Annotated in this window: 18 protein-coding genes; 13 read left to right on the top strand and 5 right to left on the bottom strand. The window is 63.4% G+C overall.

Going from position 1 to position 18,235, the window contains the following annotated elements:
- Positions 1–47 precede the first annotated feature (47 nt).
- Both BN1121_RS02655 and nadB read right to left on the bottom strand, forming a co-directional pair.
- On the bottom strand, positions 48–1,424 hold the full coding sequence (locus tag BN1121_RS02655) for an endonuclease/exonuclease/phosphatase family protein (protein WP_043157003.1): 1,377 nt from the start codon (positions 1,422–1,424) through the stop codon (positions 48–50).
- A 153-nt stretch (positions 1,425–1,577) separates the two neighbouring features.
- The gene (nadB, locus tag BN1121_RS02650; protein WP_005346487.1) at positions 1,578–3,185 is read right to left on the bottom strand and encodes an L-aspartate oxidase; all 1,608 of its coding nucleotides are present in this window, start codon (positions 3,183–3,185) and stop codon (positions 1,578–1,580) included.
- A gap of 181 nt (positions 3,186–3,366) precedes the next feature.
- On the opposite strand from nadB, the gene rpoE reads away from it, so the two are divergent.
- The 13 genes from rpoE to BN1121_RS02585 all read left to right on the top strand — a co-directional run bounded on the left by rpoE (position 3,367) and on the right by BN1121_RS02585 (position 14,053).
- Positions 3,367–3,948, top strand: a complete 582-nt coding sequence (gene rpoE / locus BN1121_RS02645) for an RNA polymerase sigma factor RpoE (protein ID WP_005346486.1) — start codon at positions 3,367–3,369, stop codon at positions 3,946–3,948.
- Positions 3,949–3,969: 21 nt separating this feature from the next.
- A complete protein-coding gene (locus tag BN1121_RS02640; protein ID WP_005346483.1) occupies positions 3,970–4,554 on the top strand; it encodes a sigma-E factor negative regulatory protein in 585 nt (194 codons plus the stop codon).
- Positions 4,555–4,559: 5 nt separating this feature from the next.
- A complete protein-coding gene (locus BN1121_RS02635) occupies positions 4,560–5,540 on the top strand; it encodes a MucB/RseB C-terminal domain-containing protein (protein WP_005346481.1) in 981 nt (326 codons plus the stop codon).
- 5 nt (positions 5,541–5,545) lie between these two features.
- On the top strand, positions 5,546–6,007 hold the full coding sequence (locus BN1121_RS02630; RefSeq protein WP_043157020.1) for a SoxR reducing system RseC family protein: 462 nt from the start codon (positions 5,546–5,548) through the stop codon (positions 6,005–6,007).
- A gap of 119 nt (positions 6,008–6,126) precedes the next feature.
- The gene (gene lepA / locus BN1121_RS02625; protein ID WP_005346477.1) at positions 6,127–7,920 is read left to right on the top strand and encodes a translation elongation factor 4; all 1,794 of its coding nucleotides are present in this window, start codon (positions 6,127–6,129) and stop codon (positions 7,918–7,920) included.
- Positions 7,921–7,926: 6 nt separating this feature from the next.
- Positions 7,927–8,838, top strand: a complete 912-nt coding sequence (lepB, locus tag BN1121_RS02620; protein ID WP_005346475.1) for a signal peptidase I — start codon at positions 7,927–7,929, stop codon at positions 8,836–8,838.
- A complete protein-coding gene (gene rnc, locus BN1121_RS02615) occupies positions 8,838–9,509 on the top strand; it encodes a ribonuclease III (protein WP_005346473.1) in 672 nt (223 codons plus the stop codon). The genes lepB and rnc overlap by 1 nt, the downstream gene beginning before the upstream one ends.
- On the top strand, positions 9,506–10,411 hold the full coding sequence (gene era / locus BN1121_RS02610; RefSeq protein ID WP_005346469.1) for a GTPase Era: 906 nt from the start codon (positions 9,506–9,508) through the stop codon (positions 10,409–10,411). The genes rnc and era overlap by 4 nt, the downstream gene beginning before the upstream one ends.
- 17 nt (positions 10,412–10,428) lie before the next feature.
- Entirely contained in the window at positions 10,429–11,166 is a 738-nt protein-coding gene (gene recO / locus BN1121_RS02605) for a DNA repair protein RecO (protein ID WP_005346466.1), read from the top strand.
- Between the two features lie 3 nt (positions 11,167–11,169).
- A complete protein-coding gene (gene pdxJ, locus BN1121_RS02600; protein WP_005346463.1) occupies positions 11,170–11,907 on the top strand; it encodes a pyridoxine 5'-phosphate synthase in 738 nt (245 codons plus the stop codon).
- Between the two features lie 70 nt (positions 11,908–11,977).
- On the top strand, positions 11,978–12,196 hold the full coding sequence (locus BN1121_RS02595; protein ID WP_005346459.1) for a hypothetical protein: 219 nt from the start codon (positions 11,978–11,980) through the stop codon (positions 12,194–12,196).
- 172 nt (positions 12,197–12,368) lie between these two features.
- Positions 12,369–13,298, top strand: coding sequence for a sugar ABC transporter substrate-binding protein (locus tag BN1121_RS02590; protein ID WP_005346456.1), 930 nt, complete (start codon positions 12,369–12,371; stop codon positions 13,296–13,298).
- Between the two features lie 8 nt (positions 13,299–13,306).
- Positions 13,307–14,053 (top strand): transporter substrate-binding domain-containing protein, encoded by a 747-nt coding sequence (locus BN1121_RS02585; RefSeq protein ID WP_005346453.1) that lies wholly within the window; start codon positions 13,307–13,309, stop codon positions 14,051–14,053.
- A 6-nt stretch (positions 14,054–14,059) separates the two neighbouring features.
- Here the strand turns inward: BN1121_RS02585 and BN1121_RS02580 are convergent, their stop codons facing one another.
- The 3 genes from BN1121_RS02580 to barA all read right to left on the bottom strand — a co-directional run bounded on the left by BN1121_RS02580 (position 14,060) and on the right by barA (position 18,207).
- On the bottom strand, positions 14,060–14,947 hold the full coding sequence (locus tag BN1121_RS02580; RefSeq protein ID WP_043156998.1) for an N-acetylmuramoyl-L-alanine amidase: 888 nt from the start codon (positions 14,945–14,947) through the stop codon (positions 14,060–14,062).
- Positions 14,948–14,950: 3 nt separating this feature from the next.
- Complete coding sequence (locus tag BN1121_RS02575; protein WP_005346448.1) at positions 14,951–15,430, bottom strand: YehS family protein; 480 nt, start codon at positions 15,428–15,430, stop codon at positions 14,951–14,953.
- Positions 15,431–15,501: 71 nt separating this feature from the next.
- Positions 15,502–18,207 carry a two-component sensor histidine kinase BarA gene (barA, locus tag BN1121_RS02570; RefSeq protein ID WP_005346445.1) on the bottom strand — a complete coding sequence of 902 codons (2,706 nt, stop codon included), beginning with the start codon at positions 18,205–18,207 and terminating at the stop codon, positions 15,502–15,504.
- Between the last annotated feature and the right edge of the window lie 28 nt (positions 18,208–18,235).

Raw genomic sequence — 18,235 nt, 5'->3', positions numbered from 1 at the left:
ACTTCAGATGTGCGATCCGCACTCGGGCTCATCGAGCCTGACGTCGGTTACTTCACCTTGAGGTCGACCCACACCAGGCGGTGATCCGAGGAGACCTTCTTGGCGATGTCCGGCTTGCCGTCGAACTCCCCGTAGACCAGGTGATAGCCGCTCTGGCTGCTCGAGGGCCAGAACACGCCGGCGGCGCTCGCCTCCAGGTTGGCCGAGGGGAGCACGTGGTCAAGCTGCAGACCGCTGCTGCTGGTGATGCGCTCCGGAGTCGGGCGGCTGTTGTTGCGTTGGCACACCTTGCTTGCCAGGCACTCGGGGCCCCCCTCGCTGGTGGGGATGAGATGGCCGTTGCTCACCGCCTGATTGACCAGGGCGTTGTTGTGCAGATCCTGGATGGCGGTGAGATCACCATCACCTATCTGCGGATCGGCGTTGAGATCCCCGGCGATGACGAAGCGCGCACCGCTGGCGAGCCCGCCCGTCTTGCCCTGGTCATCGACCATGTAGCTCTCGCCCGCCACATAGTCATTCCAGAAATCCACCTCGGCGCGGTTGTGTTTGCGGTTGTGCTGCGCCGCGTTGCCGAAGATGGGGGGCGTCGGGTGGGAGAGCAGGAAGTGGATCACCGTCTCGCCGTTACCGGTCTTCACCCGAACCGGTACATCGACGTGGTTCTTGGAGGAGAGGGGGAAGCCATTCCAGGCATCATCGCTGTACCAGCGATCGCCGCATTGGCGATTGGCCGGGATCGGGGCCTTGGCGTTATTGCAGTCGTCGATGATGGGGTTCTGCTCACCCGGCATGTCTTTCCACTTGAACTTCTGGAAGGTGCGGATCTGCTTGCTGTCCACCGGATACTTGGAGAGCAGGGCGAAGGCGTACTGGCCGTGATAGTTGCCAAAACCCCAGGCATCGTCAGGACCCGAGTTCACCTTGCCATCGTTGTTGAGATCGAAGCCGCTCATCAGACCTGTGTTGGTGGCGAAGCTCTCCATCACCGGATAGGTGATGGCCTTGACCTCGGCGTGCTGGGCATGAGCCAGATAGTTGTCGTTGAAGGCCTTCAGATCCCGGGTGTCTTCGCCTTTGCCGTCGTTGTCGAACTCGTCGAGCACGAAGACATCCGGGCGGGTGCGCTGGATGATCTCGGCCACGTTGCGGATCTGCTGGACGTTGAGGGCGCGGGTCTTCTCGGCGCCGGCGAGGCTACCCTCTGCCAGACGGGCCAGCAGGGTGTCTTGCGCCGAACGGGTCAGGGCCAGCTCGCCGGAGAGCATGCCTGCCGCGGTGCGGTCAAAGGAGAGGTTGAAGGTGGCAAAGCGGACCGTGCTGGCCGCGGTGTCAGTATCGTCGCTATTGAAAGAGAAGTCGCAGCCAGCTAGCAAGGCGAGCGACACTGAGGCTGCGATGGCATGTTTCATCATTGTTTTCATTATGGTTTTCCGTAGCGTAGACAGATGATGCTCCGGTGGAGCGCAAGCATTATAGAGACTTGTGTTGCCACAAATGGGTCGGAGTGGGGGAAGTGTGAACTCATTCACACCCGAATGAGGGAAACGAGAAGGGGCCCATGATGGGCCCCTTGGTTACTCCGGCTTGGGAGTGAGTATGGTCGGCTTGGGATTGGGCAGCTGATCCGGGTAGTCGAGGTTATAGTGCAGGCCGCGGGACTCCTTGCGGCGGATGGCGCACTCGACGATGAGCTCGGCCACCTGCAGCAGGTTGCGCAGCTCCAGCAGGTTGTTGGAGACGCGGAAGTTGGCGTAGTACTCCTGCACCTCCTGCTTGAGCAGCTCGATGCGGCGCTTGGCGCGCTCGAGGCGCTTGTTGGTGCGCACGATCCCCACGTAGTCCCACATCATCAGGCGCAGCTCGTGCCAGTTGTGCTGGATCACCACCCGCTCGTCCGAGTCGTCCACCTGGCTCTCGTCCCAGGCGGGCAGGGCGGGCGGCTCTTCGCTCGCCGGCAGCTTGGCCAGGATGTCCTCGGCGGCGAAGCGGGCGTAGACCACGCACTCGAGCAGGGAGTTGGAGGCCATGCGGTTGGCGCCGTGCAGCCCGGTGTAGGTCACCTCGCCGATGGCGTAGAGACCCGGAATGTCGGTCTGACCGTGCTTGTCGACCATGACACCGCCACAGGTGTAGTGGGCGGCCGGCACCACGGGCATGGGCTCCCTGGTGATGTCGATCCCCACCGCCATGCAGCGCTCATAGATGGTCGGGAAGTGCTTGATGATGAAATCGCTCGGCTTGTGGCTGATGTCCAGATACATGCAGTCCACCCCGAGGCGTTTCATCTCGTGGTCGATGGCGCGCGCGACGATATCGCGTGGCGCCAGCTCGGCACGCTCGTCGAAATCGGGCATGAAGCGGCTGCCGTCGGGGCGGCGCAGGTAGGCGCCCTCACCGCGCAGTGCCTCGGTCAGCAGGAAGTTGCGATCGTCCGGGTGGAACAGGCTGGTGGGGTGGAACTGGTTGAACTCCAGATTCGCCACCCGGCAGCCGGCACGCCACGCCATGGCGATGCCATCGCCCGAGCTCACGTCCGGGTTGGAGGTGTATTGATACACCTTGGAGGCGCCGCCGGTGGCCAGGGCCACGAAGCGGGCGCGCACCACCTCCACCTCTTCGCTGTTGCGGTTCCAGACATAGGCGCCGAGCACCTTGTTGCCGGGCAGGCCGAGCTTGCGGGTGGTGAGGAGATCGACGGCGTTGAAGCGCTCCATCAGCTGGATATTGGGGTGCTGGCGCACCTGATCGACCAGGGTGGTCTGCACCGCCTTGCCGGTGGCATCGGCGGCGTGGAAGATGCGGCGGTGGCTGTGGCCCCCCTCGCGGGTGAGGTGATAGTGCTCCTCCCCCTCTTCTCCTTCTTCCTTGTCAAACGGTACCCCCTGGCCGATCAGCCACTGGATCGAGTCGCGGGCGTGGCGGGCGGTGAATTCGACCGCACGCGCGTCGCACAATCCGGCGCCGGCGTTGAGGGTGTCATTGACGTGGGATTCGATGCTGTCGGTCTCGTCGAACACGGCAGCGATGCCTCCTTGCGCATAGAAAGTGGCCCCTTCACTGATGGGCCCCTTGCTCAGTACGAGGACTTTTGCCGAGTCTGCCAGGCGCAGGGCGAGAGAGAGACCGGCGGCACCGCTACCAATGATGAGTACGTCGCAAAGGTATTCAACACTTGCTTTCATAAGTATCATTGGCCTGAGTTAAAACTGGCCCTATGGTAGCCCAAGGGGCCGGCAGGATGCAGCCTGCATCACATTTTTTTGCGCCCGAGCGAACTTTCCTTGCTGAACCCTGTCTGAACTAGTGCGCTTAGGAAGGGCCGGAAGAGAAGAACAATAACCTGATGGGGGTTTTACGGCTCCAATGAGCGACCAGAATCTACTGGACGAACAACTGGTTGAGCGCGTTCAACGCGGTGACAAGAACGCGTTCAACCTGCTGGTACGCAAGTATCAGCACAAGGTGGTCAACCTGGTATCACGCTATGTCAGCAATCCCGGCGACGTACCCGATGTGGCACAGGAGGCCTTTATCAAGGCTTATCGCTCCATCGGCTCGTTTCGCGGCGAGAGTGCCTTCTATACCTGGTTGTACCGAATCGCCGTGAACACGGCCAAGAATTACCTGACCTCCCAGGGGCGCCGTCCCCCCAGCAGTGACGTGGAGGCAGACGAGGCAGAGTACTACGACGGGGGAGAGGCCTTGACCGAGGTCTCGACACCGGAAAACCTGGCGTTGACCGACGAGATCAAACGGACCGTCTTCGCCACCATAGAGTCGCTGCCCGAAGACTTGCGGACGGCAATCACCCTTCGCGAACTGGAAGGGCTGAGTTATGAAGAGATTGCAGAGATCATGGAGTGCCCGGTCGGTACCGTGCGTTCCAGAATCTTTCGGGCGCGGGAAGCGATCGACAAGAAGCTGCAACCTCTGATTGCACATTAACTTGGGGATACAGGTTTTCTTATGGCGAACAAAGAGCAACTTTCCGCCCTGATGGATGGGGTGCTGGACGGTGAGCAGGGTCGGCAGGCGATTGATGAGGTCATGAGCGATGCCGAGCAGCAAGCCAGCTGGTCACGCTATCATCTCATCGGTGATGCCATGCGGGGCGAGCTGCCTGACACCATGCAGTTCGATCTGTGTGACAAGATTGCCTTGGCTCTCGAGGCAGAGCCGACTGTGCTGGCGCCCCAGCCGACACCGGCTGCCCCGCGTCATGGCGGCAAGGTGATTCCGCTGGTGCGTCGCTTCGGCCAGCAGATGGGCCAATATGCTATCGCCGCCTCTGTCGCTGCCGCCGTTATCTTCGGGGTGCAGCACTATCAGGTGCAGGATCCGGTGGCACCGGTTAATCCCGTGCTCAACACCATACCCGTGGGAGGAAATGCCGCCCCGGTGAGTGTTCACTATCCCAAGGATGACAGCCGTGCTCGTCAGCAGGCGCTGACCGAGCAGCAGATGAACGAGCAGCGTGAGCGTATCAACGCCTTCCTGCGCGATCATCAGCTCCAGCAACGTCTCCATCAGGCACAACAGGTTCAGGAATAGTCTTCGTGCGCAAGAGTCGCCTCGCAGTACCGGCCGCTCTGCTCCTGATTTGCTCCCAGGCCTCGGCCGACCCTGCGTCGGCCGAGGCCTTGCTGCAACAGATGCAGAGTGCCGCCCACACCCACAACTTCGAACTCTCCATGGTCAAGGTCCGCCAGGGTCGTATCGAATCCCTTCGTTACAGTCATGCCGTCATCAAGGGGCAGCAGGTGGCCCACCTGACCCATCTGGATGGTCAAAACATCGAGTTTCTGCAGCGGGCCGATGATTACACCTTCTTCGAATATGGCCACTCACCCTATACCCTGAAAGGGGCTCGTTTCCCCGGTATCTGGAGCTCACTGCAACGGGTGCCGCTCGATCAGCTGATCCACTCCTATGACGTGGTGCTGGCCGGGCGCAGCCGCGTCGCCGGCCAGGTCTCCCAGGTGGTGCGGCTGGTGCCCCGTGACGGAGATAAATATGGCTTTGTGGTCTGGATCGACGAAGAGAGCCAGCTCCTGCTGCGTGTCGATATGCTCGATCGCGAGGGCAATCTGGTGGAGCAGGTGTTGGGGGTCGATCTCGATCTGTTCACGGCCCCGCCGGCCTGGCTCAGTAAACTGGCCGCCGCCCCCCAGCCTCCGGCGTTGGCGCTGGAAGAGGCCTATCAGGCGCCCCAGCAAGATCTGGGTTGGCGCATCACCTGGCTGCCGGACGGCTTCACCCTCAAGTCGCGGGATCGTCACCGGTTGGTGGCAACCAATGTCCCTGTGGATTACATGATGGCCTCCGACGGCCTGGTGGATCTCTCCGTCTACGTCGCTCGCGCCGACCCGAAACAGAGTGTGCGCCAGCAGTTGATCCGCCAGGGGGCAACCACCCTGGTGAGCTTCGTCAACGAGGTGGGGGTTGAGATTACTGTGGTCGGGGAGGTGCCTGCCGAAACCGCCAAGCGCATCGCCGAGTCGATCAAGCCCATCTCACGCAACGAGGCGGTGCAATGAATCCCATGAGCGAGGAGTTGGCCACCGTGGTTGAACTCGACGGCGACCACGCCTGGGTCAGCTGCGAGCGGCGCAGCGCCTGCAACAGCTGTCAGCAGCAGAGTGACTGCGGCACAGGCACCGTCGCCAAGGCCATGGCCAATCGCGCCCAACGGGTGCGGGTGCGCCTGTGCGCCGAGGTGAGGGTGGGCCAGCAGATCCGCATCGGCATCCCCCAGCACAGCCTGATCCAGGGGGCCCTGCTGGTCTATCTGCTTCCCCTGCTCTGCCTGGTGGGGGGCGGACTGCTCGGCCAACTCTGGCTGCGTCCCCTGCTTCAGGCCGGCGAAGGGGTCAGCATCCTCACCACAGCGCTCGGCGGCGCTGCTGGTTTTTTACTGGTTCGTTACCTTTCCCGTCGCCTCGGCGAGGGGGAGTATGCCCCCCGTATGCTGGGTGGCGTCATCCCCACCCGTTTCCATCCTTAAGCCCCGCAGGAGGCGATTTTACTGGGGTGGCCGACTAAAGAATGGCCGAGCGTGCGCTTATCCAGTAAAATCCTGCCTCCATATCCGGACACAACCCTTTTTTGAGTGATTATTGCTCGATGAAACACATTCGTAACTTTTCCATTATCGCCCACATTGACCACGGCAAGTCGACGCTGTCCGACCGCCTGATCCAGACCTGTGGCGGACTCTCCGACCGTGAGATGCAGGCTCAGGTGCTTGACTCCATGGACCTGGAGCGTGAGCGCGGCATTACCATCAAGGCACAGAGTGTGACCCTGAACTACCAGGCCAAAGACGGTAACACCTATCAGCTGAACTTTATCGACACCCCGGGCCACGTGGACTTCTCCTACGAGGTATCCCGTTCCCTGGCTGCCTGTGAAGGGGCGCTGTTGGTGGTCGACGCCGGTCAGGGGGTTGAGGCACAGACTCTGGCCAACTGCTACACCGCCATGGAAATGGACCTGGAAGTGGTGCCGGTACTCAACAAGATCGATCTGCCGGCGGCCGAGCCCGAACGCGTGGCCGAAGAGATTGAGGACATCGTCGGCATCGACGCGATCGACGCGGTGCGCTGCTCCGCCAAGACCGGCCTCGGCGTCGATCTGGTGCTGGAAGAGATAGTGGCCAAGATCCCGTCTCCGGAAGGGGATCCCGAGGCGCCGCTGCAGGCGCTGATCATCGACTCCTGGTTCGACTCCTATCTGGGCGTCGTCTCCCTGGTGCGCATCAAGAACGGTTCTCTGAAGAAGAACGACAAGATCAAAGTCATGAGCACAGGCCAGACCTGGGGCGTCGATCGCATCGGTATCTTCACCCCCAAGCAGGTGGACACCGACGGCCTGGGCTGTGGCGAGGTAGGTTGGGTTGTCTGCGGCATCAAGGACATCCACGGTGCGCCGGTGGGCGATACCCTGACCCTGGCCAAGCATGGCGCCGACAAGCCGCTGGCGGGCTTCAAGAAGGTTAAGCCCCAGGTCTATGCGGGCCTGTTCCCCATCTCCAGCGACGACTATGAGGCGTTCCGTGACGCGCTCGAGAAGCTCTCCTTGAACGATGCCTCCCTGTTCTACGAGCCGGAGAACTCCACCGCCCTGGGCTTTGGCTTCCGCTGTGGCTTCCTTGGCATGCTGCACATGGAGATCATCCAGGAGCGTCTGGAGCGTGAATACGACCTGGATCTCATCACCACGGCACCGACCGTGGTCTATGAGGTGCTCACCACCGACGGTGAGACCGTCTACATCGACAGCCCGGCCCAGCTGCCGGCGGTGACCAGCATCGCAGAGGTGCGTGAGCCCATCGCCGAGTGCAACATCCTGCTGCCGCAGGAGTACATGGGCAACGTCATCACCCTGTGTATCGAGAAGCGCGGCGTGCAGACCAACATGGTCTACCACGGCAACCAGGTGGCGCTCACCTATGAGATCCCGATGGCGGAAGTGGTGCTCGACTTCTTCGATCGCCTCAAGTCCACCAGCCGCGGTTACGCCTCCCTGGACTACGGCTTCAAGCGCTTCGAGACCTCCGACATGGTGCGCCTCGACATCCTGATCAACGGCGAGCGGATCGACGCTCTGGCCATTATCACCCACAAGGAGAACTCCCAATACCGGGGTCGCCAGGTGGTGGAGAAGATGCGCGAGCTGATCCCGCGCCAGATGTTCGACATCGCCATTCAGGCCGCCATTGGCAACCACGTCATCGCCCGCAGCACCGTCAAGGCCCTGCGTAAAGACGTCACCGCCAAGTGCTACGGTGGCGACGTGAGCCGTAAGAAGAAGCTGCTGCAGAAGCAGAAAGAGGGTAAGAAACGGATGAAGTCCCTGGGCCGTGTCGACGTGCCGCAGGAGGCTTTCCTGGCCATTCTCCACGTAGGTAAGGACTAATCTCTCATGGCGAGCACCTTTTCCCTGATCCTGGTCGTCGTCACCGTACTGACGGGCATCATCTGGACCGTCGACAAGCTGGTATGGGCCAAGCAGCGCGCCGCCAAGGTGGCCGTTGCCCGTGCCAACGGCGCCGAGGATGCCAAGAGCCTGGCCAAGCTGGCCGAGCGCCCGGTCTGGGTTGAGCAGACCGGTGGCGTCTTCCCGGTGATCGCCCTGGTGCTGATCCTGCGCTCCTTCGTCTACGAGCCGTTCCAGATTCCGTCCGGCTCCATGATGCCGACCCTGCTGGTGGGCGACTTCATCCTGGTGGAGAAGTTCGCCTACGGCCTGCGCGATCCGGTGACCAACACCAAGTTCCTCGAGACCGGCGCCCCTCAGCGCGGTGATGCCGTGGTCTTCAAGTATCCGCTGGATCCACGCGTCGACTACATCAAGCGAGTGGTGGGCTTGCCCGGAGATCGTATCCTCTATCGCAACAAGGAGCTGATGATTCGCCCCCGTTGTGAGGAAGGGCAGACCTGCGAAGGGTTCAAGAAGCTGGACGTGAAGTTTGAGCAGCGCGGTGAATTTACCCAGATGGGGATCCCGCTCGATCGCTACACCGAGCAGCTGGGAGCGGTGAGCCATGAGACCCTGCGTAACCCCGTGATGCCCGATCTGGTGGACCGCTACTACCGTCAGAGCGGGACCTACCCGGATGAGTGGGTGGTGCCGGAGGGGCACTACTTCGTGATGGGTGACAACCGTGACAACAGTACCGACAGCCGTTTCTGGGGCTTCGTGCCCGAGCAGAACCTGGTCGGCAAGGCGGTCGCCATCTGGATCAGTTTTGAATTTGAACGGGAAGAGGGATCGTCGCTGCCGGGTTGGATCCCGACCGGCGTCCGCTTCAACCGTATTGGCGCAATCAAGTGATGACCATCAAGCGTAATCGGCTGCAGTCCCGTCTGGGCTACAGCTTCAACGACGACGAGCTGCTGACTCGGTCCCTGACCCACCGCAGCGCCGGCTCCCGTCACAACGAGCGCCTGGAATTTCTGGGCGACTCCATCCTCAGCCTGGTGATCGCGGAGGAGCTGTTCCACCGCTTCCCCCAGGTGGCGGAAGGTGACATGAGCCGCATGCGCGCCACCCTGGTACGCGAGAAAACCCTGGCCGAGCTGGCCCGGGAGTTCGAGCTCGGCGATCACCTGATCCTGGGGCCGGGTGAGCTCAAGAGCGGTGGTTTCCGCCGCGAGTCGATCCTGGCCGACACGGTCGAGGCGATCATCGGCGCCATCTATCTCGACAGCGGCATGGATACCACCCGTACCCTGCTGCTGGGCTGGTACGCCAGCCGCCTGGAGGAGATCAAGCCCGGCGTCGAGCAGAAAGATCCCAAGACCCGTCTGCAGGAGATCCTGCAAGGCAATCGCAAACCGTTGCCGACCTATACCGTCATCAACGTCAAGGGTGAGGCCCACAATCAGGAGTTCACCGTCCAGTGTGACGTGGACGGCCTGGGGGCTCCCCTGGTTGGCATAGGCTCGAGCCGTCGCAAGGCCGAGCAGGCCGCCGCCCAACAAGCCCTGGAGCAGCTGCTATGAGCGAACACGAGATGACTTACTGCGGCTTCGTCGCCATCGTCGGCCGCCCCAACGTGGGCAAGTCGACCCTGCTCAACCAGCTGCTCGGGCAGAAGGTGAGCATCACCTCGAAAAAACCCCAGACGACCCGGCACCGCATCCTGGGCATCGACACCGAAGGCGCCTACCAGACCGTCTACGTCGACACCCCTGGTCTGCACATCGAGGAGAAGCGGGCCATCAACCGCCTGATGAACCGCGCCGCCACCAGCTCGCTGGGCGACGTGGCCATGGTGGTGTTCGTGGTCGACGGCACCCACTGGACCAAGGATGACGAGATGGTGCTGGGCAAGCTGCGCGGCCTCAAGTGTCCCATCGTGCTGGCGATCAACAAGGTCGATCAGATCAAGGACAAGGAGGCGCTGCTGCCGCACCTGGAGTTCCTTGGCAGCCAGATGAAGTTCACCCATGTCCTGCCCATCTCGGCGCGCAAGGGTGACAACGTGGAGAAGATCCGCGAGTGGGCCAAGGAGTGGCTGCCCGAGAACGATCACTTCTTCCCGGAAGACTACATCACGGATCGCTCGTCGCGCTTCATGGCCGCCGAGATCATCCGCGAGAAGCTGATGCGCTTCACCGGTGAGGAGCTGCCCTATTCCGTGACCGTGGAGATCGAACGCTTCAAGGTCGAGGATAACGGCATCTTCCACATCAACGGTCTGATCCTGGTCGAGCGGGAAGGGCAGAAGAAGATGGTGATCGGCAACAAGGGCGAGAAGATCAAGACCATCGGCATCGAGGCGCGCATGGACATGGAGCGGCTGTTCCAGAACCAGGTGCACCTTGAGCTGTGGGTCAAGGTGAAGGCCGGTTGGGCCGATGACGAGCGCGCCCTGCGCAGTCTCGGTTACGGTGACGACTGACGTGCGGCGGGATGCCCATGCAGCCCCGCGTCCGTGACGGCGGCGACCAGGTCGCCGCCTTCGTCATTCACACCCGCCCCTATCGGGAGACCAGCCAGCTGGTCGAGGTGTTCAGCGCCGAGCTGGGCCGCCTCACCCTGGTGGCCAAGGGCTCCCGCGCCGCCCGCTCCCCTCTCAAGGGGGTGCTGCAGCCATTCGCCCGCCTCGCATTGAGCTGGCGTGGACGCGGCGATCTCAAGACACTGACCCGCGCCGAACCCCTCGGCCTGCCGCGCCGTCTGGCCGGCGATCGCCTCTTCTACGGCCTCTATCTCAATGAGCTGGTCTATTACCTGCTGGAGTCCGGCAGCCCCTTTCCCGAGGTATTCGAGGCCTATGCCGAGGCGCTGACCCTGCTGGTCGACACCCCGGTGCCCGAGTTGCCCCTGCGCCGCTTCGAGTTCCTGCTGCTGGAGGCGCTCGGCTACGCGGTCGATTTCGAGATCACCGCCGACGAGGAGGCGCCCGTCCTCCCCGATTGCCTGTACGGGTTCGAGCGCGAGCTGGGCTTTGTCGCCCGCGAGCGCACACCCGATCCCGCCAACCTCTTTCTCGGTGCTCATCTGCACGCCTTTGCCGAGCACCGTTTCGATAGCCCGGCCATCTTGCAGGCCGCCAAGCGATTCAGCCGGCTGGCCCTGCAACCCTATCTGGGGCATCGCCGCCTCAGGAGCCGGGAGTTGTTTCTCAAACGCAAGGTTTCATCCAAGGAGTAGTCAATGAGCGAGATCTATCTGGGGGTCAACATCGACCACATCGCCACCCTGCGCAACGCCCGCGGCACCCAGTACCCGGATCCGGTACAGGCCGCCTTCGTGGCCGAGCAGGCCGGTGCCGACGGGATCACCGTGCACCTGCGCGAAGATCGCCGCCACATCACCGACCGTGACGTAGAGATCCTGCGCCAGACCATCCAGACCAGAATGAATCTGGAGATGGCGGTCACCGAGGAGATGATCGGCATCGCCTGCCGTCTTAAGCCCCACTTCGTCTGCCTGGTGCCGGAGAAGCGCACCGAGGTGACCACCGAGGGTGGCCTGGACGTGGCCGGCCAGCTCGACAAGATCAAGGACGCTGTGGCGCGTCTGGCCGCCGTTGGTAGCCAGGTGTCGCTGTTTATCGATGCCGATCCGGTGCAGATCGACGCCGCCGCCGAGAGCGGAGCCCCCTTCATCGAGATCCACACCGGCCGCTATGCCGATGCGGTGAGCGAGGCCGAGCAGAACGCCGAACTCAAGCGCATCAAGGCGGGTGCCTCCTACGCGGCGGGCAAGGGGCTCAAGGTCAATGCCGGCCACGGCCTGCACTACCACAACGTCAAGCCGATCGCCGCCATCCCCGAGATGATCGAGCTCAACATCGGTCACGCCATCATAGGCCGCGCCGCCTTCGACGGCTTGGCCAAGGCGGTCAGCGACATGCGAGCCCTGATGCAAGAGGCGCGCGCCGGTCTGTGAGTCTGCGCAGGGTTTGCTCTGTGACGCCCTGATACCATGAGCTTCGTATGGGTTTCTTTTGAGGTTCAAGATGCGAGTCACGGAATCGAAGTGGCGTCTCGGGGTGATCCTGTTGGCGGCCCTGCTTACCCCGCTACTGTATCAGTCGGTGGGGCTGACTGACCTGAATGAGCCACAGCGCTGGTTGGTGCTGCTGACCATTCCCCTCGGCCTGGTGCAGTTGCTGGGCTGGCTTGCCGAGGGGCTCCGCTGGTGTGTCACGCGCGGGCTCACCGGCGAGCATCGTTAAACCGGTTAACGGGACGCATGAAGAGAGGCCATCGGCCTCTCTTTTCTTATGGGCGCCGCGGCCATCTTCTGGCATGAGCGGCGCCGGTCCACGGGCATCCCCCGCTTCGGTTGGCATACACTTGAGCTGTGTCATGGCCCTCGTGGGGGCGGTCAACTGGGCAGGAGGACGCATGATCAAGCGCTGGCACCGAGTCTTGTTCTGGGGGATGGTCACACTAACGGCCTGGGGAGCATGGGGGGCGCCGTCCGTCGGCATGGTGCTCAAGTCGGTTCGCAACGAGTTCTTCGTGGAGATGGCGAAGGGGGCCGAGGCGTATGCCGCCGCCCACCCGGACGATCTGACGCTGATCGTCGAGGGCATACAACAGGAGGTGGATGTGACGGGGCAGGAGGCTATCATCCGGCGGATGATAGCCCAGAAGGTGAATGCCCTCATCGTTGTGCCCACCGACTCGGTGGCCATGCTGCCAGTGCTGATGGAGGCGATCCGGGCCGGCATCCTGGTCATCAACATGGATAACAAGCTGGATGACAGGGCTCTGGTGCTCGAGGGGGTCAACATCCCCTTCGTTGGCCCCAGCAACTTCGCCGGGGCGCGCAGCGTCGGCGAGCAGGTGGCCAAGGCCCTCCCGCCGGGCAGCAAGGTCGGGCTGATCGAGGGGCCTCCCGGTGCCATCAACAGCCGCGCCCGCAGCGACGGGTTTCGCGCCGCCCTGCGCGCCGCCGGCATGCTGGTGGCAGGGATCCGCAGCGGTTACTGGGATACGGAGCAGGGCTATGCCGCGTCCCTCGACCTGCTCAGGGCCGTGCCGGAGGTGAAGGCCCTGCTGTGCAGCAACGACAACATGGCGATCGGCGCCGCCCGGGCCGTGGCCGAGCTCGGATTGCAGGGCAAGGTGCTGATCGGCGGCTATGACCACATCCCCGGGGTCCAGCCCTATATCGACGACGGTCGCGTGTTGGCGACGGCCGATCAATATCCGGGCAAGCAGGCGCAATACGCCCTCGATCTGGCCCTCAAGGCCCTCGCCGGCAAGATGGCCCAGGCCGATCTGCCCGGCATAGTGCAGACCCCGGTGGAGCTGGTGACACATCGTTAGGAGGGGTGGTGAAGGTCTGGTGCTTTCTCTTGGCGCTGTGGTGCCCGCTCGCGCTCGCGGCGCCCGTACTGAACATCTATGCCGATGCCTATCCCCCCTTCATCCAGCTACAGAAGGGGGTGCTGAGCGGCCCCTATGTCGACGCCTTCACCCGCCTGGCCCAGCAGCGCGGCATACGGGTGCGCTTCCTGCCGATGCCGGTACGGCGCCTGCTCAAGGTGCTGGCCACCGATCCCGACAGCTGCGGGCTGGCGGTGCACTTCTCTGCCGAGAACGCCGAGATCCTGCGCTACGTGGCCCGCATCGCCCCCATTACCCTGGCCGTGTACGCCCAATCGGGCACGATCGGCAGCCTGAGCAACATAGAGGCGCTGCGCGGCTACAGCATAGGGGCCATCGATGTGGCCGAGTTGAGGGAGCTGCTCGACAATGCGGCGATCCACTACGAGCCCCTGGCCAAGGCGGGGAGCGGGATTGCCATGCTGCAGGCAGGTCGCTTCGATCTGCTGATCAGCGACGTGCTGCCCGAGCTGATGGTTGCGCCGCAGGAGCGCAAGATCCGCCGCGTCATGGTGTTGGCACGGGTCGAGCGCTGGCTGGCCTGCAACCCTCAGCTGCCGCCTGCCACCCTGAAGGCGCTGCGCGAGTCGCTCTCCCTGGGGGTGTTTGCCGATTCGGTGGCGGATATCTGGCAGGGTTATGGACTGAGCTCGGTATATCAGGAGGTGAGGCGGGAGTGGATCGCCTTGCCCTGACGGGCGTTACGGCGCGTAACGCTCGAGCAGCGCGTTCAGGCGGGCCCAGCTCTCCGCATCAGGCTCCCCATCAGGCCGGGCCGGACGAAAATGGAGCTGGAAGGCGCGCAGCACGAGCCGGGTCGCCTCGTCCCACTCGCCGCTCCGGGGTACCCCGTAACCGTAGCGCGCCAGCGCCGTTTGCCAGGGGAGGGCGTCGCTCGGGAAGGGCTCCTTGAGTCGCTCGGTGACCCGCTGCTCGTCGGGCCAGGCGCCGAGCCCGAACTCCTCATGCAGCCGTTGCCAGGGGAAGCGGGGGCCGGGATCGACCTTGCGCTCCGGCGCCACGTCGCTGTGCCCCAGCAGCCGGGTCGGCCCTATGCCATAACGTCTCACCTTCTCTTGCAGCAACGTCGCCAGGGCGCCGATCTGCGCCTCTTCGAAGGGTTGCCACCGGCGTGCCTGAAGCGGGAGCTGTGCCTGCTCGGGCGGGTAGCCGAGGTTGACTATCTCGATGCCGAGGGAGGCGGCATTGAGACCGGCCTGACTCTGCCAGCGGCTCTTGCCCGCGTGCCAGGCGCGCTGGCTGTCGGGCACCTGCTGGTAGACAGGCAAGGGATGCTGATTGGTATCGCGCGGGATCAGGTAGTGGGCGCTCACCTGATGGGCCGGCTCGGTGAGCAGCCGCAGGGAGAGTTCGTCGCCCTCGTCGGTGTAGTGCAGGATGATGAACTGGATCCGCTCATCCTGGTTGGCACTCGCGTGGCGAGTGTCGAGCCGATAGGGGGCGGGTTGGCAGGCGGCCAGCACCCAGATGAGGCACCAGACACAGCCAAAGCGAGGCGTGCTTGCCTCCCATCGCCACCCACATACTGCCCACAGACGGGCTGCCAGTGAGTGACGAGGGGGGCTCATGGGTTAGCCGCGGTACTTGGCGGTGAGGCCGATGAGGAAGTTGCGCAGGATCTGATCCCCGCAGTCCTGATAGTGCTTGTGGTCGCGGGAACGGAACAGGGCGCTCAGCTCCGACTTGGAGAGCTTGAAGTCGGCCAGCTTGAGGGTGCCCAGCATATCTTCTTCCTTGAAGTTGAGGCCGATCCTCAGCTTGCGCAGGATCAGGTTGTTGTTGATCCGGTTGGGGATCTCCTGGGGGGGCGCATCCTCTCTTACCCCGCGGCGCACGGCGATGAAGCCGTCGAGGAACTGGCTCAGTGCCGCATCGGGGCAGGGGGAGAAGCCCGCATCTTGCTCTTCACCCTCTTCGGCCTCTTTCATCAGCCAGCCGTGCAGCTGGGTATGGTCGATGGCGAGGTTGCCCTTGGCAAACATCTCGACCATCTGGTCGTTGCCAAGGCTGAGGGCATAGCGCAGGCGGCGCAAAATATCGTTGTTGGTCAAGGTCGACTCCTGTGAATAGGGTGCAACTTTACCATCTGCCGGGGCCTGAGTCAGAAAAACAGGGCTCCCGGTCAGGCCAGATAGCGGGGCGCCTCCTGGCGCACCTGCTCCATCGCATCTTGCAGCTCCAGCAGCTCGGGCTCCAGCTCGTCGACGCCCACCCCGTCGCGCAGTTGTTGCTCGAGCTGGGCCAGCAGCCGTTGCAGGGCCGGCACGCCGCAGTAGGCGCTGCCTCCGTGCAGCTTGTGCAACCGGCGCATCAGCTCGTCGGCATCGACCGCTTCCTCCAGCGCCTGATCCAGCACGGGGGCCGTCTCGTCGAAGCTGGTGAGCAGCATGGCCAGCATCTCGCGGGCCAGCGGCTCCTTGCCGGCGGCCTGGCGCAGAGCCAGCGACCAGTCGATGAGGTGGCTCTGGGTACGCGGGTGGCGCTGGCTCGAGAAGGTGGTGATGAGCTGCTCCAGCACCTCCTCGTCGATGGGTTTGGCCAGATAGTCGTCCATCCCCTGACGGATCAGGCGTTCGCGCTCGCCGGCGATGGCGTGGGCCGTGACCGCGACTATGGGGGTGTCGAGGTTGCGCGACTGACGACGGATCTCCTGAGTGGCGCTGATCCCGTCCATGATCGGCATTTGGATATCCATGAAGATGATGTCGAAGGGCTGCTCCTGGGCCAGCTTCACCGCCTCCTTGCCGTTATGGCACACCACTACCTCCTGCACCATCTCCTCGAGCATGGCGGCGATGAGCTTGAGGTTGGCCGGGTTGTCGTCCACCGCCAGCACCCGGATCTCGTGCCGGCGCCTGGGCGGTTGCAGCAGCAGGGGCGTGCCGGTGTCGATGGATTCGCCGCTCAGCAGTGCGTGCAGCAGCTTGCGGTGATGCACCGGCTTGGAGAGGCAGTGCAGGGCGCCGTGCTCCTGCATCAGCTCGTAAAGCGCGGGGTCGTGGCTGCTCAGCAGCACGATCACCGGATGCGAGCCGGCCAGCTGATCGAGGCGCAGCAGCACCTGCTCGGGGGGAAGCTGGCTGCCGCTGCCGATGATGACCAGCTCCTGGGGCGGAATCGTCTCGTCACCCAGCAGGGGACGGCTCTGGACACCCCAGGTCGCGAGCTGGGCGCTGAGGGCGGCGAGGGCGCAGGGGTCCGGCTCGAGCAGCCAGATACGCTGCTGGCGCAGGCTCTCCAGGGGCAGGCTGTCGTCGAAGGGCAGCGGCGAGACCTCGAGATCCATGCTGAAGGAGAAGGTCGAGCCCTCTCCCTGGCGCGATTCGATCTGGATCTGCCCCCCCATCTGCTGCACCAGCTTCTGGGTGATGACCAGACCCAAGCCGGTGCCGCCGTAGCGGCGCGAGATGGAGGAGTCGGCCTGATTGAAGGCCTGGAACAGTTGGCGCTGCTGCTCGGGGGAGATGCCGATGCCTGTATCGCGGATCCGCACCTGCAGGCGCACCACGCCGTTGTGGGCATGGGGCTGGGGCTCGATGCGCACGTCCACGTTGCCGTGCTCGGTGAACTTGATGGCGTTGCCGGTGAGGTTGGTGATCACCTGCTGCAGGCGCAGCGGGTCACCGGTGAGGTGATCCGGCACCTCGGGGGCGACCAGCAAGGAGAGCTCGAGCCCCTTGTCGTGGGCGCTGGGGCCGAGCAGGTGCATCACCTCGGCGACGGTGTCGCGCAGGCTGAAGGGGATGTGTTCGAGCTGCAGCTTGCCGGCCTCGAGTTTCGAGAAGTCGAGGATGTCGTTGATGATGCCAAGCAGGTTGCGCGCCGACTTCTCTATGGTCTGCATGTAGTCGGTCTGGCTCGGGGTCAGGCTGGTCTTGAGCAGCTGGCGGGTGAAGCCGATGACGCCGTTGAGCGGGGTGCGCAGCTCGTGAGACATGTTGGCGAGGAACTCGGACTTGACCCGTGCCGCCTCCTGGGCGCGCTTCTTGGCCATGTCGAGTTCGACGTTCTGGATCTCGATCTGCTCGAGGGTCTCGCGAAGATCAGAAGTGGCCTGGTCGATGTTTTGCTGCATCTCCTCGTGGTATTCCGAGAGCGCCTTGGCCATGGCGTTGATACCGTTTTTCAGCATCTCCAGCTCGCCGGTGAGCTGGCCACTGACCCGGGTATCGAGGCGCCCCTCCCGGATCCGGTGCACCGCTTGCACCATCTCGGTGATGGGCTGGGTCACGCTCTTGACCAGTCGGAAGCCAAACAACACGCTGACCGCCAGGCCGCAGATGAGCATCATGATGGCGAAGAAGGTGTCGCGGTATTGCAGCACCAAGGCGCCGTCGGTGGTGATCTGCATGGCGATGTAGCCGATGACCGGGGGCTCGCTCTCGCTCGGCAGGGGGAAGCCATCCAGGCTGGTCTCGGCCTGGATGGGGGCGCGCAGTATGATGTCATCTCCGTGCCGCTCCACGCTGGCCAGTTGCGGGATCGTCTCTCCCTTGGGCAGACGCATCAGGGCGAAGTCCCTGTGGTAGTTGGAGGTGACGAACAGCTGGTGGTCCTGAGTGAAGACAGCGATGGACTTGATGAGCGGCGAGTTCTTGCGATGGGTCAAGCCGATCAGTCGCTTGAGGGATTCGCGGCTGTGCTGGGTCATGCCGTACTCACTGGCGATGGCCAGGGGCTCTATGATGTTGATGCCCTGATTGATGAGGTTATTTTCCAGCTGCTGGTAGCGGTGGAAGGAGAAATAACCGGCCATCATGCCCCCGATCAGCAGGGTAGGCAGGATGGTGAATGCCAGAACGCGGGCTCTCAGGCCGTATTTGGTCATACAATGGTACTTGTGGGACAATGCCCGG

Source organism: Aeromonas diversa CDC 2478-85 (genome assembly GCF_000819805.1).
Classification (GTDB): domain Bacteria; phylum Pseudomonadota; class Gammaproteobacteria; order Enterobacterales; family Aeromonadaceae; genus Aeromonas; species Aeromonas diversa.
Note: the sequence above shows the minus strand (reverse complement) of the source record. Positions and strands in the feature narration are given on the sequence as shown.

Coding starts and splice junctions, on each gene's coding strand:
- BN1121_RS02655 (WP_043157003.1), bottom strand. CDS start 1,424: ATGAAAACAATGATGAAACATGCCATCGCAGCCTCAGTGTCGCTCGCC.
- nadB (WP_005346487.1), bottom strand. CDS start 3,185: ATGAAAGCAAGTGTTGAATACCTTTGCGACGTACTCATCATTGGTAGC.
- rpoE (WP_005346486.1), top strand. CDS start 3,367: ATGAGCGACCAGAATCTACTGGACGAACAACTGGTTGAGCGCGTTCAA.
- BN1121_RS02640 (WP_005346483.1), top strand. CDS start 3,970: ATGGCGAACAAAGAGCAACTTTCCGCCCTGATGGATGGGGTGCTGGAC.
- BN1121_RS02630 (WP_043157020.1), top strand. CDS start 5,546: ATGAGCGAGGAGTTGGCCACCGTGGTTGAACTCGACGGCGACCACGCC.
- lepA (WP_005346477.1), top strand. CDS start 6,127: ATGAAACACATTCGTAACTTTTCCATTATCGCCCACATTGACCACGGC.
- lepB (WP_005346475.1), top strand. CDS start 7,927: ATGGCGAGCACCTTTTCCCTGATCCTGGTCGTCGTCACCGTACTGACG.
- rnc (WP_005346473.1), top strand. CDS start 8,838: ATGACCATCAAGCGTAATCGGCTGCAGTCCCGTCTGGGCTACAGCTTC.
- era (WP_005346469.1), top strand. CDS start 9,506: ATGAGCGAACACGAGATGACTTACTGCGGCTTCGTCGCCATCGTCGGC.
- recO (WP_005346466.1), top strand. CDS start 10,429: ATGCAGCCCCGCGTCCGTGACGGCGGCGACCAGGTCGCCGCCTTCGTC.
- pdxJ (WP_005346463.1), top strand. CDS start 11,170: ATGAGCGAGATCTATCTGGGGGTCAACATCGACCACATCGCCACCCTG.
- BN1121_RS02595 (WP_005346459.1), top strand. CDS start 11,978: ATGCGAGTCACGGAATCGAAGTGGCGTCTCGGGGTGATCCTGTTGGCG.
- BN1121_RS02590 (WP_005346456.1), top strand. CDS start 12,369: ATGATCAAGCGCTGGCACCGAGTCTTGTTCTGGGGGATGGTCACACTA.
- BN1121_RS02580 (WP_043156998.1), bottom strand. CDS start 14,947: ATGAGCCCCCCTCGTCACTCACTGGCAGCCCGTCTGTGGGCAGTATGT.
- barA (WP_005346445.1), bottom strand. CDS start 18,207: ATGACCAAATACGGCCTGAGAGCCCGCGTTCTGGCATTCACCATCCTG.